The organism is Arthrobacter sp. Soil782, assembly GCF_001428435.1.
Classification (GTDB): Bacteria; Actinomycetota; Actinomycetes; order Actinomycetales; family Micrococcaceae; genus Arthrobacter_D; species Arthrobacter_D parietis.
The window spans coordinates 107,770-133,325 of record NZ_LMSO01000009.1 but is presented as its reverse complement, the minus strand read 5'-3'; the positions used below and the strand labels follow the sequence as shown (position 1 = coordinate 133,325).

At 64.0% G+C, this 25,556-nt stretch carries 23 protein-coding genes and 2 tRNA genes; 19 read left to right on the top strand and 6 right to left on the bottom strand.

Annotated elements, in window-relative coordinates:
* Nucleotides 1–8: 8 nt before the first annotated feature.
* The 4 genes from ASH00_RS11380 to ASH00_RS11365 all read left to right on the top strand — a co-directional run bounded on the left by ASH00_RS11380 (nucleotide 9) and on the right by ASH00_RS11365 (nucleotide 5,055).
* Nucleotides 9–1,304 carry a deoxyguanosinetriphosphate triphosphohydrolase gene (locus tag ASH00_RS11380; RefSeq protein WP_056548573.1) on the top strand — a complete coding sequence of 432 codons (1,296 nt, stop codon included), beginning with the start codon at nucleotides 9–11 and terminating at the stop codon, nucleotides 1,302–1,304.
* Between the two features lie 86 nt (nucleotides 1,305–1,390).
* Nucleotides 1,391–3,355 (top strand): DNA primase, encoded by a 1,965-nt coding sequence (dnaG, locus tag ASH00_RS11375; protein WP_056548572.1) that lies wholly within the window; start codon nucleotides 1,391–1,393, stop codon nucleotides 3,353–3,355.
* Between the two features lie 55 nt (nucleotides 3,356–3,410).
* Nucleotides 3,411–3,483 (top strand) — tRNA-Asn (locus tag ASH00_RS11370).
* A gap of 93 nt (nucleotides 3,484–3,576) precedes the next feature.
* Nucleotides 3,577–5,055 carry an SDR family oxidoreductase gene (locus tag ASH00_RS11365; RefSeq protein ID WP_056548571.1) on the top strand — a complete coding sequence of 493 codons (1,479 nt, stop codon included), beginning with the start codon at nucleotides 3,577–3,579 and terminating at the stop codon, nucleotides 5,053–5,055.
* Between the two features lie 37 nt (nucleotides 5,056–5,092).
* On the opposite strand, the gene ASH00_RS11360 is transcribed toward ASH00_RS11365, so the two are convergent.
* On the bottom strand, nucleotides 5,093–6,316 hold the full coding sequence (locus ASH00_RS11360; protein ID WP_056548570.1) for a multidrug effflux MFS transporter: 1,224 nt from the start codon (nucleotides 6,314–6,316) through the stop codon (nucleotides 5,093–5,095).
* Between the two features lie 252 nt (nucleotides 6,317–6,568).
* Here ASH00_RS11360 and ASH00_RS11355 point away from each other — a divergent pair, with 252 nt between their 5' ends.
* From ASH00_RS11355 to ASH00_RS11325, 7 genes are all read left to right on the top strand, one after another.
* Nucleotides 6,569–8,008 (top strand): sugar porter family MFS transporter, encoded by a 1,440-nt coding sequence (locus tag ASH00_RS11355; RefSeq protein ID WP_235563273.1) that lies wholly within the window; start codon nucleotides 6,569–6,571, stop codon nucleotides 8,006–8,008.
* A 74-nt stretch (nucleotides 8,009–8,082) separates the two neighbouring features.
* Nucleotides 8,083–8,937: a phage holin family protein gene (locus ASH00_RS11350; protein ID WP_235563272.1), complete on the top strand. Its 855-nt coding sequence runs from the start codon at nucleotides 8,083–8,085 to the stop codon at nucleotides 8,935–8,937.
* Between the two features lie 80 nt (nucleotides 8,938–9,017).
* Nucleotides 9,018–9,626: a CDP-alcohol phosphatidyltransferase family protein gene (locus ASH00_RS11345; RefSeq protein WP_082566073.1), complete on the top strand. Its 609-nt coding sequence runs from the start codon at nucleotides 9,018–9,020 to the stop codon at nucleotides 9,624–9,626.
* Between the two features lie 13 nt (nucleotides 9,627–9,639).
* Nucleotides 9,640–10,530 (top strand): DMT family transporter, encoded by an 891-nt coding sequence (locus ASH00_RS11340; RefSeq protein WP_056548567.1) that lies wholly within the window; start codon nucleotides 9,640–9,642, stop codon nucleotides 10,528–10,530.
* Nucleotides 10,531–10,573: 43 nt separating this feature from the next.
* Entirely contained in the window at nucleotides 10,574–11,770 is a 1,197-nt protein-coding gene (locus tag ASH00_RS11335) for a glycosyltransferase (protein ID WP_056548564.1), read from the top strand.
* Between the two features lie 63 nt (nucleotides 11,771–11,833).
* A tRNA-Ile gene (locus tag ASH00_RS11330) sits at nucleotides 11,834–11,907 on the top strand.
* Nucleotides 11,908–12,078: 171 nt separating this feature from the next.
* Nucleotides 12,079–13,269 (top strand): acyl-CoA dehydrogenase family protein, encoded by a 1,191-nt coding sequence (locus tag ASH00_RS11325; RefSeq protein ID WP_056548563.1) that lies wholly within the window; start codon nucleotides 12,079–12,081, stop codon nucleotides 13,267–13,269.
* Between the two features lie 14 nt (nucleotides 13,270–13,283).
* On the opposite strand, the gene ASH00_RS11320 is transcribed toward ASH00_RS11325, so the two are convergent.
* Complete coding sequence (locus ASH00_RS11320; protein WP_082566071.1) at nucleotides 13,284–13,796, bottom strand: M23 family metallopeptidase; 513 nt, start codon at nucleotides 13,794–13,796, stop codon at nucleotides 13,284–13,286.
* A gap of 439 nt (nucleotides 13,797–14,235) precedes the next feature.
* Here ASH00_RS11320 and rpsB point away from each other — a divergent pair, with 439 nt between their 5' ends.
* The 6 genes from rpsB to ASH00_RS11290 all read left to right on the top strand — a co-directional run bounded on the left by rpsB (nucleotide 14,236) and on the right by ASH00_RS11290 (nucleotide 19,417).
* Entirely contained in the window at nucleotides 14,236–15,195 is a 960-nt protein-coding gene (rpsB, locus tag ASH00_RS11315; RefSeq protein ID WP_056549220.1) for a 30S ribosomal protein S2, read from the top strand.
* A 114-nt stretch (nucleotides 15,196–15,309) separates the two neighbouring features.
* Nucleotides 15,310–16,146: a translation elongation factor Ts gene (tsf, locus tag ASH00_RS11310; RefSeq protein WP_056548561.1), complete on the top strand. Its 837-nt coding sequence runs from the start codon at nucleotides 15,310–15,312 to the stop codon at nucleotides 16,144–16,146.
* Between the two features lie 207 nt (nucleotides 16,147–16,353).
* A complete protein-coding gene (gene pyrH / locus ASH00_RS11305) occupies nucleotides 16,354–17,091 on the top strand; it encodes a UMP kinase (protein WP_056548559.1) in 738 nt (245 codons plus the stop codon).
* A 108-nt stretch (nucleotides 17,092–17,199) separates the two neighbouring features.
* Nucleotides 17,200–17,757, top strand: a complete 558-nt coding sequence (gene frr / locus ASH00_RS11300; protein WP_056548557.1) for a ribosome recycling factor — start codon at nucleotides 17,200–17,202, stop codon at nucleotides 17,755–17,757.
* Nucleotides 17,758–17,912: 155 nt separating this feature from the next.
* Nucleotides 17,913–18,767, top strand: a complete 855-nt coding sequence (locus tag ASH00_RS11295; RefSeq protein WP_056549219.1) for a phosphatidate cytidylyltransferase — start codon at nucleotides 17,913–17,915, stop codon at nucleotides 18,765–18,767.
* Nucleotides 18,768–18,838: 71 nt separating this feature from the next.
* Nucleotides 18,839–19,417 carry a DivIVA domain-containing protein gene (locus tag ASH00_RS11290; protein WP_056548555.1) on the top strand — a complete coding sequence of 193 codons (579 nt, stop codon included), beginning with the start codon at nucleotides 18,839–18,841 and terminating at the stop codon, nucleotides 19,415–19,417.
* Nucleotides 19,418–19,439: 22 nt separating this feature from the next.
* On the opposite strand, the gene ASH00_RS11285 is transcribed toward ASH00_RS11290, so the two are convergent.
* From ASH00_RS11285 to ASH00_RS11270, 4 genes are read right to left on the bottom strand one after another with little or no spacing between them, the layout of a single operon-like run.
* Nucleotides 19,440–20,900 carry a sodium/solute symporter gene (locus ASH00_RS11285; RefSeq protein ID WP_056549217.1) on the bottom strand — a complete coding sequence of 487 codons (1,461 nt, stop codon included), beginning with the start codon at nucleotides 20,898–20,900 and terminating at the stop codon, nucleotides 19,440–19,442.
* A gap of 11 nt (nucleotides 20,901–20,911) precedes the next feature.
* Nucleotides 20,912–21,292: a hypothetical protein gene (locus tag ASH00_RS11280; protein ID WP_056548553.1), complete on the bottom strand. Its 381-nt coding sequence runs from the start codon at nucleotides 21,290–21,292 to the stop codon at nucleotides 20,912–20,914.
* Between the two features lie 5 nt (nucleotides 21,293–21,297).
* Nucleotides 21,298–22,017: a LytR/AlgR family response regulator transcription factor gene (locus ASH00_RS11275; protein WP_056548551.1), complete on the bottom strand. Its 720-nt coding sequence runs from the start codon at nucleotides 22,015–22,017 to the stop codon at nucleotides 21,298–21,300.
* Nucleotides 22,018–22,073: 56 nt separating this feature from the next.
* Nucleotides 22,074–23,267 (bottom strand): sensor histidine kinase, encoded by a 1,194-nt coding sequence (locus tag ASH00_RS11270; protein ID WP_056548548.1) that lies wholly within the window; start codon nucleotides 23,265–23,267, stop codon nucleotides 22,074–22,076.
* 260 nt (nucleotides 23,268–23,527) lie between these two features.
* Here ASH00_RS11270 and ASH00_RS11265 point away from each other — a divergent pair, with 260 nt between their 5' ends.
* Nucleotides 23,528–23,911 (top strand): DUF485 domain-containing protein, encoded by a 384-nt coding sequence (locus ASH00_RS11265; RefSeq protein WP_056548547.1) that lies wholly within the window; start codon nucleotides 23,528–23,530, stop codon nucleotides 23,909–23,911.
* Entirely contained in the window at nucleotides 23,908–25,527 is a 1,620-nt protein-coding gene (locus ASH00_RS11260) for a solute symporter family protein (RefSeq protein ID WP_056548545.1), read from the top strand. The genes ASH00_RS11265 and ASH00_RS11260 overlap by 4 nt, the downstream gene beginning before the upstream one ends.
* The last annotated feature ends 29 nt before the right edge of the window (nucleotides 25,528–25,556 follow it).

The window sequence follows — 25,556 nt, the reverse complement described above, 5'->3', positions numbered from 1 at the left end:
CTGAGCACATGCAGAATTCCCCCGTCGGCAATGCAGCGCCGATTACTCCGGGCTACACGGATGCGGACATGCAGCGCTGGGTCGATGAAGCGCCCAAGAGCCTGCATCGTACGCACTTTGAGCGTGACCGCGCACGCGTACTGCACTCCTCGGCGCTGAGGCGGCTCGGCGCAAAGACGCAGGTGGTCGCCCCCGACACTGACGACTTCGTGCGGACCCGGTTGACGCACAGCCTCGAGGTGGCGCAGGTCGGGCGGGAGCTGGGACGATCCCTTGGCTGCGACCCGGACATCGTCGACGCCGCCTGCCTTTCCCACGATCTTGGACATCCTCCGTTCGGGCACAACGGCGAGGCCACGTTGAATGACCTGGCGCACTCCATCGGCGGGTTCGAGGGCAACGCACAGACACTTCGGCTCCTGACCCGGCTTGAGCCGAAAGTCATCCGTGCCGACGGTGAACCGGCGGGGCTCAACCTCACCCGGGCCAGCCTCGATGCCGCATGCAAGTACCCGTGGACTGCTGTGGACGCGCCGGTGATCCACGGACACCGCACCTCGAAGTTCGGCGCCTATGAGGACGATCTGCCCGTCTTCACCTGGCTGCGGCAGGGGGCACCGGCCGGCCGGTCCTGCCTTGAGGCGCAGGTCATGGACCTGGCCGATGACATCTCCTACTCGGTCCATGACGTCGAAGACGCCATCGTGGCCGGTCACTTCCAGCTCAAGTGGATGGACAACCCCGACCACCGCGCCCGCGTTGTCGGGTACACCCAGCAGTGGTACCTGCCGCACTCCGATCCGGCCGCCGTCGACGCTGCGCTCGCACGGCTGGAAGCAACGGATGTCTGGGTTCGCGAGGCGGACGGCAGCCGCAAGGCCATGGCGGCGCTGAAGAACATGACCAGCCAGCTGATCGGTCGTTTCTGCCTGAGTGCACTGCAGACCACACGGGGCATTTACGGCACCGACCCGCTCACCCGGTACGCCGCCGAGATGGTGGTTCCCGAGGACACGGTCACCGAGATCGCGGTGATGAAGGGCCTTGCAACCACCTACGTCATGACCAGCGTCCACCGCCAGCCCATCTATGAGCGGCAGCGTGAGGTGCTGTCCTCGCTGGTGCAACAGATGGCCGCCGCAGGGGATGGCTACCTCGAGCCGATGTTCGCCTCCGATTGGCGCCAGGCGGACGACGACGACGCCCGCCTCCGCGTGGTGATCGACCAGGTGGCATCCCTGACGGATGCCTCCGCCCTCGCCCTGCATGAAAGGGTTGTCGGACCGGTTCCGGCGCTCTGGTGAGGGTTATGCACACGCCCGGATAGCGGTATTCACAGGGCCGGGCTACCGGACGGCGGAACCGGAGACCGAACACTAGACTGGATAATATGGCCGGACTCATCAAGCGTGAAGACATCGATGAGGTTCGCCAGCGCACCGACATCAAGGAAGTGGTGGACGGTTACGTCACCCTGAAGTCCGCCGGCGTCGGGTCCTGGAAAGGTCTCTGCCCCTTCCACGATGAGCGCTCGCCGTCGTTCCATGTCCGTCCGCACATGGGCTCCTATCACTGCTTCGGATGCGGTGAAGGTGGTGATGTCATTTCCTTCGTGCAGAAGATGGATCACACGTCCTTCGCGGAGACGGTTGAAAAGCTGGCCGCACGCATCTCTTTCGAACTGCGCTATGAGGATGGCGGAACCGGCCCCCGGCGCGAGGATTCCGGTAAGCGGCAGCGCCTCCTCGATGCCCACAAGATTGCTGCGGAGTTCTACCGGGACCAACTGCTGACACCAGAGGCGGCGACCGGCCGCGCTTTCCTGCAGGAGCGCGGCTTCGACCGGGCCGCCGCTGAACACTTCGGCGTCGGCTACGCGCCCCAGGGGTGGGACGGGCTGCTCAGCCACCTGACGGGCCGCGGGTTTCTCCTCGACGAATTGAAGCTGACCGGCATGTTCAGTGTTTCGTCGAACAACTCGGGCCGGCTCTACGACCGCTTCCGGGGCAGGCTGATGTGGCCCATTCGGGACATCACCGGAGACACCGTGGGATTCGGCGCACGCAAGCTGTATGAGGATGACCCGGGGCCCAAGTATTTGAATACCCCTGAGACCTCCCTCTACAAGAAGTCGCAGGTCCTGTACGGAATCGATCTCGCCAAACGGGAGATCGCAAAGTCCCGCCAGCTCGTCGTGGTGGAAGGCTACACGGACGTCATGGCGTGCCACCTCGCCGGAGTAGGCACCGCCGTAGCCACCTGCGGCACGGCCTTCGGTGCCGAGCACATCAAGATCGCGCGCCGGCTCCTGTCCGACGACGGCACCGGCGGAGAGGTCATCTTCACCTTCGATGGCGACGCCGCCGGGCAGAAAGCGGCGCTGCGCGCCTTCGAGGAGGATCAGCGGTTCAACGCGCAGACTTATGTGGCGGTCGGCGCTGACGGCGCTGACCCCTGCGAGCTGCGACAGACCGCGGGGGACCAGGCGGTTCAAAACCTCATCAGCACCCGGCGCCCGCTGTTTGAGTTCGCCATAAAAGCATCGTTTGACCAGTTCGATCTCTCCACCGGCGAGGGCCAGACAAAAGCGCTCCGGCACGCGGCTCCCATCGTGGCCAACATCCGCGATGTGTCCCTGAGGTCCGTCTACACCCGGGAACTGTCCCGGTGGCTCGGCATGCAATTCGTCGGCGAGGACCAGGTGGCGCGCGCGGTCACGGCCGCCGCAAAGCGGGCAACCCAACCGGCACAGGATGGCCAGCAGGATGCACAGAACCCGCAGAGTCGACAGGGTGCACAGAGCCCGCAGAGCCGCCAGCCCGCCCAGGCACCGGGCAGCGGCCCTGCATTGGTGGAAGAAGTGCCGCAGTTCCGGCGTCCAGATCCGCGTGATCCTGTTGCACGGATGGAGCGCGAAGCGCTCGAGGTGGTCCTCCAGTATCCGCAATTGCTTGATCAGGACCAGTGGGACCGTTTTTCTGATTCCCGCTTCTCCGTGCCCGCCTACGCCGCGCTGCATGATGCGGTGCGTGCTGCCGGAACTGCAGGGAGGGATAGAGCGGACTCCGCATCGAACTGGGTGGAACGGGTGCGCCAGGAGGTTCCCGACATGCTGCGTGGTTATGTGAGCGAACTCGCCGTGACGCCGCTGCCCGCGACGGATGGAGATGGGGTGGCCGCGTACTGCCGGGACATCCTCAGCAGGCTCTCGGAGCTGCGCATCACCCGGCTGAAGGCAGAGAAGCTGAGCTCACTGCAGAGGCTCGATCCGGCGGCTGATCCATCCCTCTTCCAGCAGTTGAACCGTGAGCTGATGGAGCTCGAAATGGAACGCCGCGCCCTGCGCTCGGACTAGCAGCCGGCCAATTTCACTTACCCGGTCTTCCTATGTAAAGTTGTTTCTGCTGCTTTCCCCCGTAGCTCAATTGGCAGAGCATTCGACTGTTAATCGAAGGGTTACTGGTTCAAGTCCAGTCGGGGGAGCAAATAGGCTCCTGACCTGCGTTTTCGCCGGTCAGGAGCCTTTCTCGTTAGCCGCCGGGGTGCCACTCAGGCTGGGCGCGTATTCTGACTCCTATGCGCAATGATGATCTTGTTCTGGTAACGGGCGCCACTGGATATATCGGAGGTCGGCTCGTCTCCCGGCTGGTCGAAGACGGCCGGCGGGTCCGCGTAGTTGTGCGGTCGCCCCAGAAGCTGCTGGACGTACCGTGGGCAGCGCAGGTCGAGGTGGTCGAAGGCGATCTGCAGGACGCCGAAACTATGAACCGTGCAAGCGAGGGCGTCTCCACGCTCTATTACCTCGTGCACTCCATGGGCTCCGGACGGGGGTTCGAGGAGCGGGAAGCGCAGATCGCATCGACCGTCGCCAAGGCTGCCTCGCAGGCTTCCGTGAAGCGCATCGTTTACCTCGGCGGCCTCCACCCGCAGGGCGTAAAGCTCTCAACGCACATGCGCTCCCGCGTGGCCGTGGGCGAAGTGCTGCTGGCATCGGGCGTTCCCACCATCGCTTTCCAGGCCGGCGTCGTCATCGGTTCCGGCTCCGCGTCCTTTGAGATGATCAGGCACCTGGCCGATGTGCTGCCGGTCATGCCCGCGCCGAAGTGGGTACTGAACCGCATCGAACCGATCTCCGTGCGTGACGTCATCCACTACCTCCTCGGCGCACTGGACCTGCCGGAGGGGCTCAACCGGACCTTCGACATCGGTTCCGGTGACGTCCTGACCTACGCGGACATGATGAAGCGCTACGCGGAAGCCGCCGGTCTGCCCGGGCGAACGGTCCTGGCGCTGCCGGTGCTCACCCCGCGACTGGCCGGCCACTGGGTGAACCTCGTCACCCCCATCCCGCGGGCTATGGCAATGCCGCTGATTGAATCCCTCCAGCACAACGCGGTCACCGCCGAAGCAGACATCCATGAGTATGTGCCGCTGCCGGAGGGCGGGCTCACCGACTATCGCGCCGCCGTCGACCTCGCCCTGAACAAAATGAGCGCCGGTGAGGTGGAAACGAGTTGGGCGGGAGCTTCGCAGCGCGACGCTGTCGCGGATCCGCTTCCCTCCGACCCCCAGTGGGCCGGCCACACGGTCTACAAGGACGAGCGCAGCTTTCGCTCCAGCGCACCCGCTCCCGCGGTCTGGAAAGTGATCGAAGGCATCGGCGGGGAAAACGGCTGGTACTCCTGGCCGGTCGCGTGGGCTGCCCGCGGCTGGCTGGACAAGCTCGCCGGCGGCGTCGGCCTGCGCCGCGGACGCCGGCACTCGTCGGAGCTGATGGCAGGAGAGGCGCTGGACTTCTGGCGCGTCGAAGAGCTGGTGCGCGGCGAGAAGCTCCGTCTGCGGGCGGAAATGAAACTTCCTGGACGAGCCTGGCTCGAACTCTCGGTAGTGCCCGACGGCGGAGCGAGCGAATATCGCCAGCGCGCCATCTTCTTCCCCCGCGGCCTGGCCGGCCGGCTCTACTGGCTCGGCGTGCTGCCGTTCCACGGCGTGGTGTTCGCCTCCATGGCGCGCAACATCACTCGTACAGCCGAGCGCGCAGGGCACCAGGCGTAGGGCCTGCTGTCCCGGGCCGTCGCTTGAGAGGAGCTGGCTAGCTGATCGCGGGTACGGTCCTCGGCCGCACAATCGTCCAGAGGAACACAATCCCGAGGGCAATACAGCAGGCCATGACCGCTGCCATGGGTGTGGCTGAAGCTATTCCGAGGACTCCCACAATCGGTGAGATGATCCCCGCCAGCCCGAAGGTGGTCGCGCCGAGAAGGGACGCGGCGGTTCCGGCCTGCGCGCCATGGTTGGCCAGCGCAAGCACCTGGACGCAGGGGAATGTGAAGCCCGCAGCCGAAATGTAGAACCAGAGCGGAACTGCCGTACCCCAGAATCCGAAGCCCAGGTAGTCGAAGAGGATCATCAGGAGCGCCATCGCGAGCATTGCCGCGGTCGAGCAGGCGATGATCCACTGCGGACCCACCCTCCGGACCACCCGGGCGCTGATCTGGACAGCAGCCACAATGCCGAGCGAGTTCACTGCGAAGAGCAGCCCGTACTGCTGGGGATCAAGCCCGTACACGTCCTGGAACAGGAACGGCGACGCCGACAGATAGGAAAACAGGCCCGAAAAGTTCATGCCGCCCACCAGCAGGATGCCGATGAAGACACGGTCGGTCAGTACCGCGCGGTACCGCTGAAGAGCCGTGGACGACGACGCTTTCCGCCGGTCCGCAGGCAGGGTTTCAATGATGAACAACGAGACGGCGAGGATCACCAGGAACCCGTACGCGGCGAGGAACCAGAAGATTCCGGGCCACGGCATGATCACGAGTAACTGGGACCCGATGACGGGCGCGAAGATGGGGGCCATCCCGTTCACCAGCGCCATGTAGGAAAGCATGCGAACCAGTGGGTAGCCGCTGAAGAGGTCGCGGATCATCGCCATGGCCACCACGCCGCCTCCGGCTGCGCCCATTCCCTGCAGCACACGGAAGACCATGAGCATGCCGATTTCCGTGGACAGCGCGGCCCCGAGCGAGGCGGTGACGTGCAGGCTGGTGGCCATGATCAGCGGCAGGCGCCGGCCCACCTTGTCACTCAGCGGACCCACAATCAGCTGGCCTGCAGCAAAGCCCACAATCGTTCCTGTCAGGGTGAGCTGCACAGCAGCCTCGGTGACGCCGAGATCATCCTGCAGTGCCGGGAATGCGGGCAGGTACAGGTCGATGGTGAACGGACCGAGCGCGGTGAGCGTGCCGAGAATGACAACGTAGATCAGCTTCTGGCGCCTGGTGAGCGCGTCGCCGGGGTGCGTGGTGGTGCTCAAAAGATACCTATCTGGCGTGGCGGATGCGGGAGTCGCACTGCGGCGCTGCAGACGAAAGGTGGTGGAGAGCCGGTCGAGGCATCGAGGTGGTTGCCGGAACGAATCAACATCCATCTTAGGGCCCTCAGCCAACCTCGCGGAAGACCTGCCGCTATGAATGCTGACACTCATGTGCTCAGCAGGCTTTGGATTGTCGTAGGGTGAAATGCAGCTCAGAGGTCCACAGGGTAGCGCAGAGACAGGAGAAACGACGTGAACGCCGGAGATCGGGATACAAGTGCGCCCTCAGGTGCACTGCAGCCGCACATGGGAAAAGTCATCGGAGTCAGTGTCGCGGCCGCTGTCGGCGGACTTCTGTTCGGCTTCGACACCGCCGTCATCAATGGTGCGGTTGAGGCTATCCAGGAAGACTTCAGCCTGGGGGAAGCCGTCCTGGGGTTCACTGTCGCGATCACGCTCCTGGGCTGTGCCGCGGGCGCGTGGTTTGCCGGTGAACTCGCGGACCGGCTCGGCCGCAAACGCGTCATGTTGGGCGCAGCTATCCTTTTCCTGATCAACTCGGTCGGATCCGGTTTCGCGTTCAGCGAGTGGGACCTGATGCTCTGGCGCCTCATCGGTGGCGTCGCCATTGGAGTGGCATCAGTCATCGCGCCCGGCTACATCGCCGAAATCGCTCCGGCCAAGTGGCGTGGTGGACTCGCGTCCATCCAGCAGCTGGCAATCACCGTCGGCATCTTCGCTGCACTGCTGTCCGACGCCTGGCTTGCCGACCTGGCAGGCGGAGCCACCGGAGAACTGTGGTGGGGGCTGCCGGCCTGGCGCTGGATGCTGCTTGTCGGCGTCGTACCGGCAATCATCTACGGGGTGCTGGCGCTGACCATTCCGGAATCGCCTCATTATCTGATTCGCGGTGGCCGCGACGCAGAAGCCGCACATGTGCTGTCCCGCGTGACCGGTATTCGGGACACCACCGCCAAACTGACCGAGATCCGTTCCACCCTCCGGATGGAGGACAAGACGACGCTGCGGGATCTGCGCGGATCGATGCTCGGCCTGCAGCCCATCCTCTGGGTGGGCATGACCGTTGCTGCCCTGCAGCAGCTTGTCGGCATCAACGCCATCTTCTATTACTCCACCACCCTGTGGCAGTCAGTCGGGTTCAGTGAGAGCGAGTCATTTACGACGTCGGTGATCACGTCGATCATCAACGTCGCGATGACCTTCGTGGCCATCTTCTTCGTCGACAGGATCGGTCGCCGCAAGCTGCTGCTGGTAGGTTCCGCAGGAATGTTTGTCGGCCTTCTCGCCGCAACCGTGTCTTTCGCGCAGGCAACGGGGAGCGGAGCGGATGTTTCGCTCCCCGGTGTGTGGGGACCGGTGGCACTGGTCGGCGCAAACCTGTTCGTCATCTTCTTCGCGGCGACGTGGGGGCCGGTCATGTGGGTGACACTCGGAGAAATGTTCCCGAACAAGGTGCGCTCCATCGCACTGGGCGTAGCCACGATGGTGAACTGGATTTTCAACTTCATTGTCACGCTCGCATTTCCCTGGGTCAGTGAGAACCTTGGCGTCTGGATCATGTACGCGGTGTTCACCGGCTTTGCCGTTGTTTCCTTCTGGTTCGTGAAGACCCAGCTTCAGGAGTATGCCGGCCGGGAACTCGAGGACCGGGACGAATTGCCGGCCCGCTAAGCCGGTGATCGGCCCGGGCACGGGCGGGAAGTATGCGTCAGTGGTAATTTTGGGAACAGATGCAGGATGAACGGATGGGAGCAGGGCATATGGACAGCTCGACCAGCACGCGGGTGAACCGGGCCGGCGGCAAGCCGTCGGTGATCGGCTTGATCAGATTGCTGCTGCGGCTGACCCCGCGCCAGTTGGGCGACGAAGTCTCGCTTGCCCGCGAACAGCTCAAACAGAAGGGCATCACGGCCGGCATTGCTGCGGCGTTCTTCGTCGTGGCGCTGGTGTTTGTGGCATTCCTTGCCGTAGCCCTCATTGTCGCGGCGATCATGGGCCTGGCTACGGTCATGCCCCCCTGGCTGGCTGCTCTGTGCTTCGCTGCCCTGTTCCTCATCATTGCCGCCATTGCAGCACTGATGGGCCTGTCCCGCTTCAAGAAGGCGCTGCCGCTCCTGCCGGAAGACGCCATTCGCGGCATCAAGTATGACATCGGTGTGCTCAAGGAAGGGCGCAAGTTCAACCCGGCCACGCTTGACGTCAAGAAGCCCAAGGAAGAAAAGAAGCCCAAGCACAAGGAAACAGGGGAGCCCAAGCCGCCTGCGCCGTCGTACGCTGAGCTCCGCAGCCGCTCCGGCCGCCGCCGCGATCACATTGCAGAAACCAGGGATGATCTCGGGCGCGGACTGGACTTCAAGTCCCAGGTGGACCACACGAAATCACGCGCGCGCACCGCCGCCGCCCAGGCCAAGTCCTCGGCAGTTCATGCCCGGGAAGCGCAGCGGACCCGTAGCGGCTCGACCCGCGTGACCCACACTCCTGGGTCATCTGCGCCCGCACGTCACAACCAGACGCTCGCTGACCGCTGGAAGCCGCTAAGCGTTGTCGCCGCTTCTGCCGCTGCAATCGCTGTCATGGTAAGACGGCTCGTCGCCAAGTAGGCACTGCACATCGCGCGGACGCTGCGTCAGCCGCTTCGGTGCATCCAGGGCCCTGCCTGCATAATGGGAGCGGAGGGACTGTGATCAGACTTATTGGCGCCGGGGGAAAGCCTGGTCAGGAGACGGCCGAACTGGACACGTTCTGGACCGTACCGAACATCATCACCGTTGTCCGGTTCCTTGGGGTCCCGCTGTTTGTGATGTTCATTGTCCAGCGCGAATATGCCGCGGCCGTCATCACCCTGGTGCTGCTCGGATCAACCGACTGGATCGACGGCTGTATCGCCCGCAGGTTCAGCCAGGTGTCCTCGGTGGGCAAGTGGCTTGATCCCGTGGCAGACCGGACGGCGCTGATTGTGGTTGCCGTGACCTTCGTGGTGGACGGCGTTGCGCCCGCCTGGCTCGTGTGGGCCATCGTGATCCCTGATGCAATCCTCATCATCAACGTCCTGATCCTCTTCGGCGGACGGCTGCGTCTGCCCGTGTCCAACATCGGCAAGATCCGGACCGCACTGCTGCTGGTGGGATCCCCCCTCCTGCTCCTGCAGCGTGTGGAAGGGTTCGACCAGCTGTGGCTCGAGATCACCGCCAACGTGCTGCTGATCCTCGGGTGCATCGGTCACGTCATTGCGTTCTACGGTTATTTCACGGCGTCGCACCGGGTGTACCGGCTGGAGCGCACCGCATGACGAAAGCGGGCGCATGGCCTGGGTAGCGGTACTCCTTGCGCTCCTCGGCGCCTGCTTCCTTGCTGTCGGTGCCCAGCGTCAGGGCAGTGCGGTGCGCTCCAATACCGGCGGGCTGTCCCTCAACTCCACGGGGTTCGTCCGGTTGCTGCGCAATCCGCGCTGGATTCTCGGCCTGATCCTGCTCGGTGCCGGGATGGTGTGCAACGTCATCGCCCTCAGCCTGGCCAGCCTCACCGTTGTGCAGCCGATCGGCGCCATCGCGCTGGTCATCACCACCGTCGTGAACTCCAGGGACCAGGGCGTGCGCATCAACCGGCCCACCGTCGTCGCAATCTCCGCGTGCGTCGCAGGCAGTGCGCTGTTCGTGCTGCTGGCACTCAATGTGACGCGCAAAGACCATGTTGTCCTGCCGGACCAGGAACTGACCGCCGTGTTGCTGCTGTGCATCGCCGTCGCGCTGTTCGGCACGCTTGCCGTCGTCTTCAAGCGAAAGCTCAGCGCTTTCGCCTACATTCTCGGCGCCGGCGTCCTCTTCGGGTTCGTTGCCGTGCTGACCAAGATCATTGCTACGCACCTGCTGGATCCGAACGGTCGGGTCTTCTTCAACGTCCCCATCTACAGCATCATTGCGATCATCGCAGCGGCCGGCCTCGGGTCATGGTTCGTCCAGAGCGCCTATGCCACCGGCCCGCCGGATCTGGTGATTGCCGGCCTCACGGTCATTGATCCCATCGTGGGAATTGCCGTCGGCATAGTGGTGCTGGGTGAACTCCAGCCAAACGTTGAATCGGTGATCGCAATTGCCATGGGAGCGGCCGCCATCGTTGCTATTGTTGGAGTGATAGCACTGTCGCGCCACCATCCGGATGTGGTCAAGCGCCAGAAAGAAGCACGACGGCGGTAACGCCCGTGACTTCTCCCACCGTTGCCAACCCGAGGACGACTTCGTGACCGATACGGCAGCAGATGCGCCGCTGACCATCCTGATCGCTGCAGACACCTACCCGCCGCATGTCAACGGCGCCTCCATGTTCGGCTACCGCCTGGCCAAGGGGATGACGGCCCGCGGCCATGACGTTCACGTTCTTGCCCCGAACACGATCAACGGCCGGAGCTTCACCGAGCCGGGCGGAGACTGGACGGTGCACCGACTCCGTTCGCACTCTGTCCCCACCCACGAATACTGGCGGATCTGCCTACCCTGGGAAATCAAGCGCGAGATCAGCTTGCTCTTCGACAGGGTTCAGCCCGATGTGGTGCACATCCAGTGCCACTACATGGTGGGGGAGTACGCGTTGTATGAAGCCGTGAAGCGCGGGATCCGTGTGGTCGCCACCAATCACTTCATGCCGGAGAACCTGAACCCCTTCCTGCCCTTCCCACAGTGGTTCAAGAACATTGTCGCGAAGAATTCCTGGCGGGACATGGGCAAGGTCATGGGGAAAGCAGATGTTGTGACCACGCCTACGCCTCTTGCCGCAAAGGCCATGCACGAACACGCGTTTCTGCGCAAAGTGCTGCCGCTGTCGAACGGCATCGACGCGGCAGCGTACGAGGCCAGGCCCGGCGAGCACCTCGAGCATCCCGGTCACCCGACCGTCCTGTTCGTGGGGCGCCTCGCTGAGGAAAAGCACGTCGACGTGCTCATCGACGCGGTCGCGAAGACTCCCAGCGAGCTGAACCTGCACCTGGAGATTGTCGGCGGGGGAGAGGTGAAACCGGCTCTGCAGGCGCAGGTCAAGCGGTTGGGGCTTGAAGACCGAGTCACATTTCACGGCCTCATCTCTGATGAGGAACTCCGTCAGGCGTACCTGCGTGCCACCGTGTTCTGCCAACCGGGGACAGCGGAACTGCAGTCCCTGGTCACACTCGAGGCGATGTCCGCTTCCACCCCGGTTCTGCTGGCAAACGCCATGGCATTGCCGCACCTGGTCGAAGACGGGGCAAACGGCTATTTGTTCACTCCCCATGACAGTGCTGAGCTGGGCCGCCGCCTTACCGAAATCATCTCCATGCCGGAGGCTGAACGCGAGCGGATGGGGAAGATGAGCCGTTCCATGGTTGAAAAGCACAGCATCGATGCCACACTGTCCACGTTCGAGGACCTCTACTTCGGCAGGTTCCACGACACCGAAACGGTCTAGCCGTCTGATTCACGGCCACCATCGTGGCTACAATGGACTGCGCCGGCGCGTCGTCGGCGTTGCGGGGCTGTAGCTCAGCTGGTTAGAGCAGCGGACTCATAATCCGTTTGTCCTGGGTTCAAGCCCCAGCAGCCCTACTCGTGCAGGAAACCCCGGTCCGGATGGGCCGGGGTTTTTTGCATCGTGCGCACGGGTGGCACCAGAAGTTACCCGCGGGTAACATAGGCCGAGGTGATCCGCACCGCGAGGGTACGGACAGCGCCGGTGCAGAGTTGAGCGCCGGTGCGACTGATGGTGAGGAACGTTTCATGGGTGCACCCGCAATCGACGCTGACAACCTGCCGTACGCGGACGGCGACTTCTACTTCTTCGAGCAGATGCTCGACCCGAAGGAGCGTATCCGGCTCCTTGAGGTGAGGGAATGGCTGGCCCAGGAAGTCCGCCCGCACGCAGCGTCCTGGTGGAACGTTGGCGCTTTTCCCACTGAGCTGATCCCGCGGATCGCCGAGCTGGACATTGTGTCTCCAGTCAAGCGGCTGGGCTATTCAAACCTGTTCGCGGGCCTGCTGCACGCCGAATTCACCCGTGCCGACACCTCTATTGCAACGTTCATGGGTGTTCACGACGGCCTGTTCACCGGCTCCATCGAGACGCTCGCCTCCCCGGAGCAGCAGGCCGAATGGCTTCCGGACATCTACGCCATGAAAAAGATCGGCGCTTTCGGCCTGACGGAACCGCTCGGCGGTTCCGACGTCGCGGGCGGTACGCGGACAACCGCGGAGCGCAGCGGAGACGGGTGGGTCCTCAACGGTGCAAAGCGCTGGATCGGGAACGCGACCTTCTCCGACTGGGTTGTCATCTTCGCCCGTGATGTTGCGGACAACCAGGTCAAGGGGTTCATGGTTGACACCTCGCTACCTGGCTACAAGGCCACCAAGATCGAGAACAAAACCGCTCTGCGCACCGTTGAAAATGCCGACATTGTGCTCGACGGCCTCCAGATCAGCGACGACTACCGGCTCACCGGCGCCAACAGCTTCAAGGACACCAACAAGGTCCTGCGCATCACGCGGCTTTCGGTGGCGTGGCAGGCTGTAGGGCAACAATTGGCAGCCTTCGATGTTGCCCGGCGGTATGCCGTGGAGCGCCAGCAGTTTGGCCGCCCGCTCGCGTCCTTCCAGCTCATCCAGCAGCAGCTGGTCGAGATGCTCGGAAACACGGTCAGCTCCCTGGGCATGATGGTGCGCCTGGCGCAGTTGGCCGACGACGGCGGCGCGCGGGATGAGCAGTCCGCCCTCGCCAAGGCGTTCACCACTGCCCGGATGCGGGAAACAGTTGCCCTGGGCCGCAGCATCCTCGGCGGCAACGGCATAGTCACCGATTACGAGATGGCCAAGATCTTCGCCGATGCCGAAGCCGTCTATTCCTACGAAGGAACCTACGAAATCAACTCGCTTGTGACAGGTCGGGCCATCACGGGAATTGCTGCCTTCGTCTAAGCCGCTGCACCGGCTCAGGGATCGGCCAGCGGCAGCAGGACTGACGGCCGCCGGTCCGAGACGAAGGGAAGTGGGTTGACGTATTCCCCGTGTTCCCGCACGCCCCAGTGCACGCACAGGGATGGGCAGTGGGGTTCCGTGCTGATACGCCCCACCTCCTGCCCTGCGGCGACCGTATCTCCTTCCGCTACCGAGGCTGTCACAGGTTCGAAGCTGGATAACAGTCCGCCGCCATGGTCGAGAGTCAGCACCGGCCGGTCCACCACCGTGCCGACGAACACCACCACGCCGTCAGCCGGGCTGAGGACTGCGCCGTCCGACGCGCCGAGGTCAACACCGCGGTGCCCAGCCATCCAGGGTTCCGGCGGCCGGTCAAAGTGCCGCAGTACGGGCGGGGTTCCGTCGAGCGGCCAACTCCAGGGAGCTTCCGGGTTCGAGGAAGCAGGCGACGGCCCGGGGGAGAGCAGCAGTCCGATGCAGACGGCGGCGCCCGCCAGGAAGCGGAATATATTCGCGAAAGTAGCCACCCACCCACTGTGAACGAGCCTGGCTGCGCGGGATCGGCGTCGTGCGCTCTATGTGGACAGCTTCAGCGGAAGCGGCGCGCTGTGCAGGTCGAGTGTTGTGGAGGTGGAGTGACGCCTGCCTTTGCCAGTCCGGGGGACGTGGCGGCTGTAGTACACTTGACGAAGCAGTTCTCCGTATCCTGTCGTGCCATAAAGGGCTCTTTCGGTCCGTTGGGTGTCGGGAACTGACTACGCGTGTCCCCGATTCGCAGGCATCTCGCCATCGATTTTCATGTGTGAGATTACGCCTGGGAACACTGCTCCAGCGGTCCGGAGAAATCCGGTTGGAGGAGTGAGCGCACAGCTGACGGGCACCAGGACCCCCGCGTTCACCCGCGGGACATCAACCGTCAACCGGCAGAACACAGCGGTGCCTGTGCTGCCCAACGAAAGGAACGGCATGCCAGTCGTTACCATGCGCCAGCTGCTTGACAGCGGCGTCCACTTCGGCCACCAGACCCGTCGCTGGAACCCGAAGATGAAGCGCTTCATTTTCACGGAGCGCAACGGAATCTACATCATTGACCTCCAGCAGTCGCTGTCCTACATCGACCGCGCCTACGAGTTCATCAAGGCCACTGTTGCGCACGGCGGCACCGTTCTGTTCGTCGGCACCAAGAAGCAGGCACAGGAAGCAATTGCCGAGCAGGCAACCCGTGTTGGCCAGCCGTACGTCAACCAGCGTTGGCTGGGAGGCATGCTCACCAACTTCCAGACGGTTTCCAAGCGCATCCAGCGCATGAAGGAACTTGAGGAGATCAACTTCGAGGATGTCGCCGGTTCCGGGCATACCAAGAAGGAACTGCTGCTGCTGCAGCGCGAGCTGACCAAGCTCGAGACCAACCTGGGTGGCATCCGCAACCTCACGAAGGCTCCGTCCATCGTCTGGGTTGTCGACACGAAGAAGGAACACCTCGCAATCGACGAGGCGAAGAAACTCAATATCCCGGTTGTCGCCATCCTCGACACCAACTGTGATCCTGACGAAGTTGATTTCCCGATTCCGGGTAATGATGACGCCATCCGCGCAGTCAACCTGTTGACCCGCGTTGTCGCTGACGCCGTTGCTGAGGGTCTCATCGCCCGCAATAACCGGTCCTCAGGCAATGACGCTGCCGCAGCAGAAGAGCCGCTCGCCGAGTGGGAGCGTGAGCTGCTCGAGGGTAGCGCCGCACCTGCCGAGAGTGCACCCGCTGCTGATGCTCCCGCTGCGGACGCGCCTGCTGAGGAAGCTCCGGCAACTGATGCTCCCGCCGCTGAAGAAGCTCCCGCCGCTGAAGAAGCACCGGCTGCCGCTGCTGAAGAAGCCCCCGCAACTGACGCTCCTGCTGAGGAAGCTGCAAACAGCGAGAGCAAGTAGTTTCATCGAAAGGGTGCGGGACGTCAAAGCCCGCACCCTTTCGCTTGTGCCGGAGAAAGATCCGGAGAACTTTTACTCAATACTTGACGAGAAACCCACATCTGAGGAGTTCAAATGGCAAACTACACTGCCGCTGACATCAAGGCTCTCCGCGAGCGGACCGGCGCCGGAATGATGGACGTGAAGAAGGCGCTCGACGAGGCCAACGGCGATGCCGAGAAGGCCATGGAGCTCATCCGCATCAAGGGCCTGAAGGGCGCCACCAAGCGCGAAGGCCGCTCAACCGCTGAAGGTCTCGTGGCCGCCAAGGTTGACGGTAACGTCGGTGTCATGGTCGAGGTCAACTGCGAAACCGACTTCGTGGCCAAGGCCGGGCCGTTCATCGAGTTCGCCAACAAGGTGCTCGCTGCGACCATCGAGTCCGGCGCCTCTGACGTTGAGTCGCTGCTCGCTTACACCCTTGACGGCAAGCCGGTTTCCGAACATGTCATCGAGGCCGGTGCGCTGCTCGGCGAGAAGGTCGACATCCGTCGCGTGGCACGCGTCGAGGGCGCCATTGTCGATGCCTACCTGCACAAGACGTCAAAGGACCTCCCCGCACAGGTGGGCGTGCTGTTCGCCGTTGAGGGCAGCGGAGAAGCCGCGGCTGAGGCTGCCCATGATGTGGCAGTTCACATTGCCGCCTACTCGCCCACGTACCTCACCCGTGAGGACGTACCGGCAGAGCTGGTCGAGACCGAGCGCCGTATTGCGGATGAGACCGCACGCGCCGAAGGCAAGCCCGAGGCCGCCCTCACCAAGATCGTCGAAGGCCGCCTGACCGGGTTCTTCAAGGAGGGCGTGCTGGTTGACCAGGCGTTCGCCAAGGACGCCAAAAAGTCGGTTGCCCAGGTACTGAAGGAAGCTTCGGTCGAGCCCAAGGAATTTGCTCGCTTCCGGGTGGGTGCCTGATCAGGTACTGACCCTTCCGGGCCGGTTTTTGTTTGAGATGATGGAGGGGCGGTCGCCACGGTGGCCGCCCCTCCGTCATGTCCGGCGAGTGGACCTGCCGGAAACCTGTAAGACTAACCAAGCCGGACATCAGTTCCACTGCTGACGCGCTGACACCCACACGGAACTCAGATCCTGACACGCACGTACGACTGCCCGGGAGGCATCATGGACACATACGAAAAGGCCGGCCACAGCGAATCCCCGAGGCGGCGCGTGCTGTTGAAGCTCTCGGGAGAGGTCTTCGGCGGCGGCAAGCTCGGTGTCGATCCTGACATGGTGCGCGGCATAGCCAAGCAGATTGCCGCGACGATCGGCGAAGTGGAGGTTGCCATCGTGGTGGGCGGAGGCAACTTCTTCCGCGGTGCCGAGCTCTCACAGAGCGGGATGGACCGCTCGCGTGCGGATTACATGGGCATGCTCGGCACGGTCATGAACTGCCTGGCGCTGCAGGATTTTCTGGAGCAGGCCGGCGTTGAAACCCGTGTGCAGAGCGCAATCACCATGGGTCAGGTCGCTGAGGCTTACATCCCCCGCCGGGCAATCCGCCACCTGGAAAAGAGCAGGGTCGTCATCTTCGGTGCAGGTGCAGGCCTGCCCTACTTCTCCACCGACACAGTCGCGGCCCAGCGGGCGCTGGAAGTCCGTGCCGACGTCGTTCTGATGGCCAAGAGCGGTGTGGACGGCGTCTACACCGCGGACCCCCGCAAGGACCCGAGCGCGCAGAAACTCGATTCGCTGTCCTATGACGACGCGCTGCGCCAGGACATCCGGGTCATGGACCAGACGGCCATGACCATGTGCAAGGACAACAATCTTTCCATGGTGGTCTTCGGCATGGAGGGCGAGGGCAACGTCACCAGCGCGATCATGGGTGAACGGATAGGCACGGTCGTCACGGCCTGAGCGCCGCGCAGCGGTCGGTGAAGTCCCGGCAGGAGCCCGGCTGTGAACTAGGATTATCAACTGAATCGGACGCTCAGAAGCAGCGGATTTCGAACCAAAGGAGCAATCGTGATCGAAGAGACCATGTCAGAGGCAACCGCGCGCATGGACAAGGCAGTCGAGGCGGCGAAGGAAGATTTCGCGACCATACGCACTGGCCGTGCCAACCCGTCCCTGTTTTCGAAGGTCGTCGTGAACTACTACGGCTCGCCGACGCCGCTGCAGCAGCTGGCATCCTTCCAGAACCCGGAAGCACGCACGCTGCTCATCACGCCGTTCGACCGCTCCGCACTCTCTGAGATCGAGAAGGCCCTCCGTGACTCAGATCTTGGCGCTAACCCGTCCAACGACGGCAACGTCATTCGTGTGGTTCTTCCCGAACTGACCGAGGAGCGGCGCAAGGAATACGTCAAGGTAGTGCGCGGCAAGGCTGAAGACGCCAAGATCCAGATCCGGAACATCCGCCGCAAGGCCAAGGACGGCATTGACAAGGCGGTCAAGGACGGTGACGCCGGCGAGGACGACGGCGCCCGCGCCGAGAAAGATCTCGACGCACGGACGAAGTCCCACACTGACACCATCGACGACATGCTCAAGCGCAAGGAAACCGAGCTGCTCGAAGTCTGATGAGCGACTCCCAGCCTTCTCCAGAGGCTGGCCGCACGCCTGCCGCTGATGCTGCAAACGCTGATGCCGCGCACCAGGCGCCGGCCGGTCCGCCGGCTTCCGGTGCGCTGTCCGGCAGGCGGGCACTGCGCGAAGGGGCACCCCAGAGCAAAAGCATGTTCAAGCGCCGTCCGCCGCGTGCCAAGTCCGGCGAGCCCTCACGGGCAGGGCGGAACCTTCCCGCGGCCATCGGGGTCGGGCTTGCGCTGCTGGTCTCGCTGCTGGTCGGCATGCTGTTCCTTCCCCTTGCGTTCGTGGCGCTGACCACGATGATCGGCGTCGTCGGCGTCTGGGAAGTCGGCAGGGCGCTTGAGGTGCGCCAAATCAAGGTTCCCACCGTTCCGGCGCTGGCTGCCGGCGTGGCGCTGCCTTTCGCCGCCTACCTTGGCGGCCCTGAGGCGTTGGCATTCGCCACAGTGGTGTCCGTGACCGCGATCGCGCTGTGGCGCAGCCTCGACCCTGCGCCCGACGCCGCGCGGAGCATCATGGCGGGAACCTTCGTCCTCCTCTGGGTACCGTTCCTCCTGAGTTTCGCAATGCTGCTGCTGCAGGAGCCTTCGGGACCGATCAAGGTGGCAACCCTGCTGCTGCTCGTGGTTGCCAATGACACCTTCGGCTACCTGGTGGGGGCATTCTTCGGCAAGCACGCCATGGCACCCCGGATCAGCCCGAAGAAGTCCTGGGAAGGCTTTGGCGGGTCGATCGGCGGAGCAATGGTTGTCGGCGTACTTGCAGTGGTTTTCCTGTTGGACAGGCCCTGGTGGGTCGGTATCTGCCTGGCGGTCGCCGTAGTCGCCGCGGCTACCGCCGGAGACCTCGCCGAGTCCATGATCAAGCGGGAACTCGGAGTCAAGGACATGAGCAGCATCCTGCCTGGACACGGCGGCGTGATGGACCGGCTTGACTCGATTGTTTTTGCTTCGCCGGTTGCGTTCCTGCTGTCCGTTACATTGGTACCCGGGACCCTATAGAACTTGACGACGGCGCGTCGTGACTGCGCCGTTGCACCGAAGCCGTTGCAAAGAAAGTGAAACGCACAACTATGGATGGAGCACGCAACGGCAGTTCGCCGTTCGCCCGTGTCGGCCGCCGTGAATACGGCTATAAGGCAAAGCAGGTCGACAGGTTCCTGACCCGTGCACGCACCTTCTACAACTCGGACGGCACCGACGGTGAGCCTGTGACCAGTGCCGAAGTCCGCACCACCGCCTTTGATCCTGCCCGGGGCGGATATGAACCACGCGCGGTCGATGCCGCACTGGACCGGCTGGAAGACGTCTTTGCCCAGCGGGAGCGGGACACCCTGATCGCGGCGAGCGGCGAACAGGCGTGGCTGATGCAGATCGGGCGCACGTCCGCCGTCCTGAGGAACAGGCTGCACAGGCCGCCGGGGGAGCGGTTCCGGCGTCCCTCCCGGAAGAACACGACCAGCTATGACATCGAGGACGTAGATGCCCTCTGCAACGAGCTGCTCGGGTACTTCGAGAGGGACATGCCGCTCAGCGTCGACGTAGTCCGCCGGGCAGTTTTCCGTGAAGCTATCGGCCAGGACGGGTACGAGGAGACCCAGGTGGATGCTTTCCTAGACCGCGTGGTTGAACTCATGGCGGCCATCGACTAGCTCCGGGCACGTACCAGTACCGTCACACAGCGTCAGGCGTATGCAGCCGCGCAAGCACCCGTGATGTGTTCATCGGTCGGCGGTTCGCGGTCAGCCGCGACACCGTGATGGTGACCGCAAACGCGGCAGGGACCGTCCAGAGCGCGGGCAGCTGGAGCCACTGCGGGGCCTGATCCATGCCCAGTCCCGCAGCTATGAGGATCGATCCGCCGCACAGAACCGCCCCGGAAACCATGCCCGCGATGGCTCCCGCGTCCGTGAGCCCCCGCCACCAGATGCCGAGCACCAGCAGCGGGCAGATCGTGGAGGCAGTGAAGGCAAAAACCATGCTCACGCTGCCGGCCAGGGCAAGGGTGTCCGTCAGCAGGGCAAACCCCAGGGGTATGAGCGCCGAGACAATCGCCGCCCATCGGAACCCGGAAACGCTGGCACGGAAGAAGTCCTGACTCACCACGCCGGCCAGCGAGACCACAAGACCGCTGGTGGTCGAGAGGAATGCGGCGAATGCACCGGCCGTGACGAATGCCGACAGGATGTCTCCGCCAACGCCGTCGAAAATGCGGCTCGGGAGCAGCAGCACGGTGGCATCGGCCGCGCCGCGGACCGCCAGATCCGGAGTGTGGATCCGTCCCAGCAGTCCATACAGCGTCGGGAAGAGGTAGAACATGGAGAGCAGCCCCAGCACCAGCAGAGTTGTCCGGCGGGCGGAAGCGCCGTCCGGGTTCGTATAGAAACGCACCAGCACGTGGGGCAGTCCCAGGGTACCGAAGAGCAGGGCGATGACCAGCGAGATGTTCTGGTACAGGGTGGCATCGGCGGTGGTGTTGAGTTCCGGTGCGAAGACCGCGCCGTCGTTCGTGATCGATTCACCGGTGCCGGTCAGCTGAACCAGGATGAAGACAATGGGGACGGCCAGCGCAGTCAGCTTCAGCCAGTACTGGAAGGCCTGGACGAAGGTGATGGACCGCATGCCGCCGGTAATGACGCTGAGGCAGACAACCACGACGACGGCGACGGAACCTACCCACGACGGCAGCCCGGTGGTGATCCGCACGGTAAGGGCGGCGCCGTGCAGCTGCGGCACGATGTAGAGCCAGCCGACGGCGATGACGAGGAGGCTGGTGATCCGGCGGACATTGCGGGACTCGAGGCGGGCTTCAGCGAAATCAGGAATGGTGTAGGCGCCGGAGCGCCGCAGGGGAGCGGCCACGAACAGCAGGAGCATGAGGTAACCGGCCGTGTAACCGATGGGGAACCACAGCGCATCCACACCGGAGAGCAGGATCAGGCCGGCCACGCCGAGGAAGCTGGCTGCTGAGAGGTATTCGCCCCCGATCGCCGAGGCATTCCACCAGGGCCGGACCGTGCGCGAGGCCACGTAGAAGTCACCGGTGGTCCGGGAGATCCGGAGTCCATAGATGCCGATCAGGACGGTGGAGACCGCGACCATCACCAGTGACACGTAACCGACCACAGGGTTCAGCTCAGGGAATGTCACTGGTCGTCCACCAGGTCCCGGAAGCGCTGCTCAATGCGCCCGGCGCTTCGCACATACAGGACGGCGCAGCCAATCACGAGCGGGTAGATGCCCAGGCCGAGCAGGAGCCAGGGGGCGGGTATGGTTGCGACGCTCCACGTTGTGACGGCCGGGAAGATGCTGAACAGGATGGGGATGCCCACGAGGATGACGAGGAAACCGGAGGCGACCACCACGGCGAGGCGCAGCTGGGATCGGATGAGCGAACGCACAAACAGCTCGCCGACGTCGGACTGTTCAGCCATCTCCCGCGAGACGGGATAGGTTCCGGCGGGCCCGGCAGCGGAGTGCGGCGCGGTGACCCGAACCCGGGCCGGGCGGTCCTCAGGCTCTGTCACGTTCGTTACTGTCCCGGCCTCAGGCGGGTGGCTTCCAGCTTGCCGCGGATCTGGGACAGGTGTCGTCGACTGACGGGCAGTTCCGCCTCGCCCACGAGGACACTTGCCCTGCCCGACCCGAGCTTGACCTGGGTCACCTGATCCATGGCCACGAGGTAGGAGCGGTGCGTCCGCAGGAAACCGGCATCGGCCCATTGCCGTTCGAGGTCGTTGAGTGGAATGCGGATGAGGTAGCTCGCCTCGGCCGTATGCAGCCGGGCGTAGTCGCCCTGCGCCTGCACGTAGCGGATCTCATCGCGCCGGATCATCCTGCTGATGCCGCCCTGATCCACGGTGATGACGTCCGGGGTGGCTGCGCCGTCCTCCATCAGCTCGCAGATCCGCCGGACGGACTCGGTCAGCCTTTCCGTGCGCACCGGCTTGAGCAAATAATCGACGGCGCGAAGTTCGAACGCCTCCAGAGCCCGGTCCTCGTCCGCCGTGACGAAGACGACGGCGGGAGGCCGGCTGAAGCGCGAGATGACCCTGGCGATGTCCAGCCCTGAGAGGGACGGCATGTGGATGTCGAGGAACAGTGCATCTATCGGGTGGCTTTGCAGGATCCGGAGAGCCTCGGCGCCGCTGGACGCCTGATGGATTGCGTCGATGCGGGCGTCCTTGGAGAGCAGGAAGCCTAGTTCGGCGAGTGCCGGGAGTTCATCGTCCACGATGACCACGTTGACCATGCTCCTTAGGTTACGCGGTCGATCAGGCGTCCGCGCCACGGGACGCAGGGCAACCCTCAGGTCTGGTGGGCGGGCTGGGATTTCGGAACGCGCAGCGTGATCAGTGTGCCGGCGCCCGGTGCGGTATCGATGATCAGTCCATGGGCGTCACCGTACACCTGACGCAACCTCGAATCGACGTTCCGCAGCCCTACGTGGACTCCGTCGACGTGCCCGGCAAGCACGGCGCGCAGGCGATCGGGATCCATCCCCACGCCGTCGTCCTCGACAGTGACCACCGCGTAGGCGCCGGCGTCGTGCGCTGTAATGGTGATGTTGCCTGTCCCGTCCTTTGAGTCGAGGCCGTGGCGGACGGCGTTCTCCACCAGCGGCTGGAGGCTGAGGAAGGGGATCACGGTGCTGAGCACCTCCGGACCGATTTGGAGGCTGACGCGGAGCCGGTCACCGAAACGCGCCCGCTCCAGCAGCAGGTAGCGGTCGATGGACCTCAGCTCCTCCGCCACGGTAGTGAAGTCGCCGTGGCGGCGGAAGGAGTAGCGCGTGAAGTCCGCGAACTCGACCACGAGCTCCCGCGCCCGCTCCGGGTCCGTATTGATGAAGGACGCGATGGCGTTCAGGGAGTTGTAGATGAAGTGCGGGCTGATCTGCGCGCGGAGCGCACGAACCTCGGCCTCCATCAGCTGGGTGCGCGAGGAGTCCAGCTCGGCCAGCTCCACCTGGGTGGCCACCCAGACGCCGACCTCATTCGTCGCGCGGACGAGCCCTGCGCTGACTGTCGGTGCGAAGGCTCCCACCGTTCCCACCACCCGGCCGTTTACCCGGATCGGTGCCAGAACAGCCTCGGCAAGTCCTTCCTCTCCTCCGGTCACCGGCCCCAGCCGAAACCTCTTGAAGATCTGCGTCCGCCCGCTGGAGAGGACCTCCTGCGCAACGGTCATCACCTCAGCGGGTTCGGCGGAGGTGCCATCCCACGCCAGGACGCCGTTTAGATCCGTCACCAGGAGAGCCTGGCTGCGCAGCAGGCCCCGCAGGTGCCGTGCCGCCTTCGACGCTCCGCCCGGCGTCAGGCCGGTCCTCAGGTGCTCAGAGGCCTGCGCAACGGTGTGCAGCGTCGCGTAGGTGGCGCGGTCCGCGTCGGAACCGAGGTCACGGTAGGAACGGGAGAACCTGAAGCCGAGGACCGCCACCACCGCGAGGGTGACGAGAACGACGGCGCCGACCAGCGCGGCGTCGACGGCGGGGCTCAGCATGGGTCAAGAGTAGCGGTGAACCATGCCACGCCCTGAACCGTTCGGCACGGTGGCCTTGAATCGTCTGGCGCAGTGGCCGTGAGCCGTTCGGCGCAGGGGCGCACCGTTTATCGCAGGCCGACGCGCGTTGGGCGATGTGCCTGCCCAAGGTGCTGGCGCCCTCACACGATGTGACCAACAGTGATGGGAGTCACACTCCCTCGTTGCCTGCCGTCCTGTGCGGTACTGATCCTGCGTGGGAGCCTAACGAGGAGGTATCAATGGGTCACGACCCATCCGCACCCGGCGCACCGCCGTCGGCGCCCGTCGATTTTACGGAAGTCCAGCAGCGGCCGCAGTTTCAGGAATTGAGGAAGCGCCACCGCAGCTTCGTCTTTCCCATGGCAGCAGCATTCCTGCTGTGGTACTTCCTGTACGTGCTGCTCGCCGATTACGCACACGAATTCATGTCTACCCCCGTGTGGGGGAACGTCAACATCGGACTGCTCCTCGGGCTGCTGCAGTTTGTCAGCACCTTCGGGATCACCATGTGGTACGTCAGCTACGCCAACAGGAGACTCGATCCCATTGCCGAGGAACTGCGCAACGACCTCGAAGACGCCGCACCTGAGGTATTCAAGGCCCCAGAGGGAGGAACCAAATGAGGCAGTACCTGCCGCTGCAGACCGTTGAGACGACGCAGGTCGGCGAGCCCTGGCTGAACATCACCATTTTCGGCATTTTTGTGGCAATCACCCTTGTGATCGTGCTGCGCGCGAGCCGCAACAACAAGACGGCGGCGGACTACTACGCTGCCGGACGATCCTTCACCGGCCCGCAGAACGGAACGGCTATTGCCGGGGACTACCTGTCCGCCGCGTCCTTCCTCGGCATCGTGGGCGCCATTGCGATCAACGGTTATGACGGATTCCTGTACTCGATCGGCTTCCTGGTCGCCTGGCTGGTGGCACTGCTCCTCGTCGCGGAACTGCTCCGCAACACGGGAAAGTTCACGATGGCGGACGTCCTGTCCTTCCGGCTGCAGCAGCGTCCCGTACGGATAGCAGCGGCCATCACCACACTCGCTGTCTGCTTCTTCTACCTCCTGGCGCAGATGGCCGGAGCCGGCGCCCTGGTGTCCCTGCTCCTCGGCATCGACGACCGGCTGGGACAGTCCCTCGTCATCACCGTGGTTGGCGGGCTCATGATCCTGTACGTGCTGATCGGCGGCATGAAAGGCACCACCTGGGTCCAGATCATCAAGGCCTGCCTGCTCATCGCGGGCGCATTCGTGATGACCATCTGGGTGCTCGCCCTGCACGACTTCAACCTCTCGACCCTGCTCGGTGCTGCAATCGAGACCTCCGGCAACCCTGCCATCACCGGCCCGGGACTGCAGTACGGCGCCTCGGGCACCACCCGCCTGGACTTCGTGTCCCTGGCACTGGCGCTCGTCCTGGGAACCGCGGCCCTGCCGCACGTTCTCATGCGCTTCTACACCGTTCCCACAGCCAAGGAAGCCCGCCGCTCAGTGGTGTGGGCGATCTGGCTCATCGGAGCGTTCTACCTGTTCACGCTGGTTCTCGGCTACGGCGCCGGAGCCCTCATTGGCGCCGACCGCATCAACAATGCACCCGGCGGCGTCAACTCGGCCGCACCGCTGCTGGCGTTCGAACTCGGCGGGCCATTCCTGCTGGGAATCATCTCCGCAGTTGCCTTCGCCACCATCCTCGCGGTGGTTGCGGGACTTACCATTACCGCCGCCGCATCCTTCGCGCATGACATCTACGCGAACGTGGTTCGCCGGGGCAAGGTGGATCCGGACGGTGAGGTGAAGGTGGCGCGCCGCACCGTCGTCGTTATCGGTGTGCTGTCGATTGTCGGCGGAATAGGTGCGCAGGGACAGAACGTTGCGTTCCTCGTCGCGCTGGCCTTCGCCGTGGCGGCGAGCGCCAACCTGCCAACCATCATCTACTCGCTGTTCTGGCAGAAGTTCAACACCCAGGGCGCGCTGTGGAGCATGTACGGCGGCCTGCTCACCGCAATCATCCTGATCGCGTTCTCACCGGTGGTCTCCGGCGGGGAGAAGTCGATGATCCAGACGGCTGACTTCTCCTGGTTCCCGCTCAGCAATCCGGGCATCGTCTCGATCCCGCTGGCGTTCTTCCTGGGCTGGCTCGGCACCGTGCTGGCCAAGCGGACTGAGGATGCGCAGAAGCAGGCGGAGATGGAGGTCCGCTCGCTGACAGGGGTAGGCGCGGAAAAGGCGACCAGCCACTAGTCCCAACTAGACGCAGCAGGGGCCGGAAT

What these genes read in the sequence shown, in the direction of transcription:
- ASH00_RS11290 (WP_056548555.1), top strand. Translation starts at nt 18,839, where the DNA reads ATGGATGGAGCACGCAACGGCAGTTCGCCGTTCGCCCGTGTCGGCCGC.
- ASH00_RS11260 (WP_056548545.1), top strand. Translation starts at nt 23,908, where the DNA reads ATGAGGCAGTACCTGCCGCTGCAGACCGTTGAGACGACGCAGGTCGGC.
- ASH00_RS11265 (WP_056548547.1), top strand. Translation starts at nt 23,528, where the DNA reads ATGGGTCACGACCCATCCGCACCCGGCGCACCGCCGTCGGCGCCCGTC.
- rpsB (WP_056549220.1), top strand. Translation starts at nt 14,236, where the DNA reads ATGCCAGTCGTTACCATGCGCCAGCTGCTTGACAGCGGCGTCCACTTC.
- ASH00_RS11270 (WP_056548548.1), bottom strand. Translation starts at nt 23,267, where the DNA reads ATGCTGAGCCCCGCCGTCGACGCCGCGCTGGTCGGCGCCGTCGTTCTC.
- tsf (WP_056548561.1), top strand. Translation starts at nt 15,310, where the DNA reads ATGGCAAACTACACTGCCGCTGACATCAAGGCTCTCCGCGAGCGGACC.
- dnaG (WP_056548572.1), top strand. Translation starts at nt 1,391, where the DNA reads ATGGCCGGACTCATCAAGCGTGAAGACATCGATGAGGTTCGCCAGCGC.
- ASH00_RS11340 (WP_056548567.1), top strand. Translation starts at nt 9,640, where the DNA reads ATGGCCTGGGTAGCGGTACTCCTTGCGCTCCTCGGCGCCTGCTTCCTT.
- ASH00_RS11295 (WP_056549219.1), top strand. Translation starts at nt 17,913, where the DNA reads ATGTTCAAGCGCCGTCCGCCGCGTGCCAAGTCCGGCGAGCCCTCACGG.
- pyrH (WP_056548559.1), top strand. Translation starts at nt 16,354, where the DNA reads ATGGACACATACGAAAAGGCCGGCCACAGCGAATCCCCGAGGCGGCGC.
- ASH00_RS11275 (WP_056548551.1), bottom strand. Translation starts at nt 22,017, where the DNA reads ATGGTCAACGTGGTCATCGTGGACGATGAACTCCCGGCACTCGCCGAA.
- ASH00_RS11365 (WP_056548571.1), top strand. Translation starts at nt 3,577, where the DNA reads ATGCGCAATGATGATCTTGTTCTGGTAACGGGCGCCACTGGATATATC.
- ASH00_RS11380 (WP_056548573.1), top strand. Translation starts at nt 9, where the DNA reads ATGCAGAATTCCCCCGTCGGCAATGCAGCGCCGATTACTCCGGGCTAC.
- ASH00_RS11325 (WP_056548563.1), top strand. Translation starts at nt 12,079, where the DNA reads ATGGGTGCACCCGCAATCGACGCTGACAACCTGCCGTACGCGGACGGC.
- ASH00_RS11350 (WP_235563272.1), top strand. Translation starts at nt 8,083, where the DNA reads ATGGGAGCAGGGCATATGGACAGCTCGACCAGCACGCGGGTGAACCGG.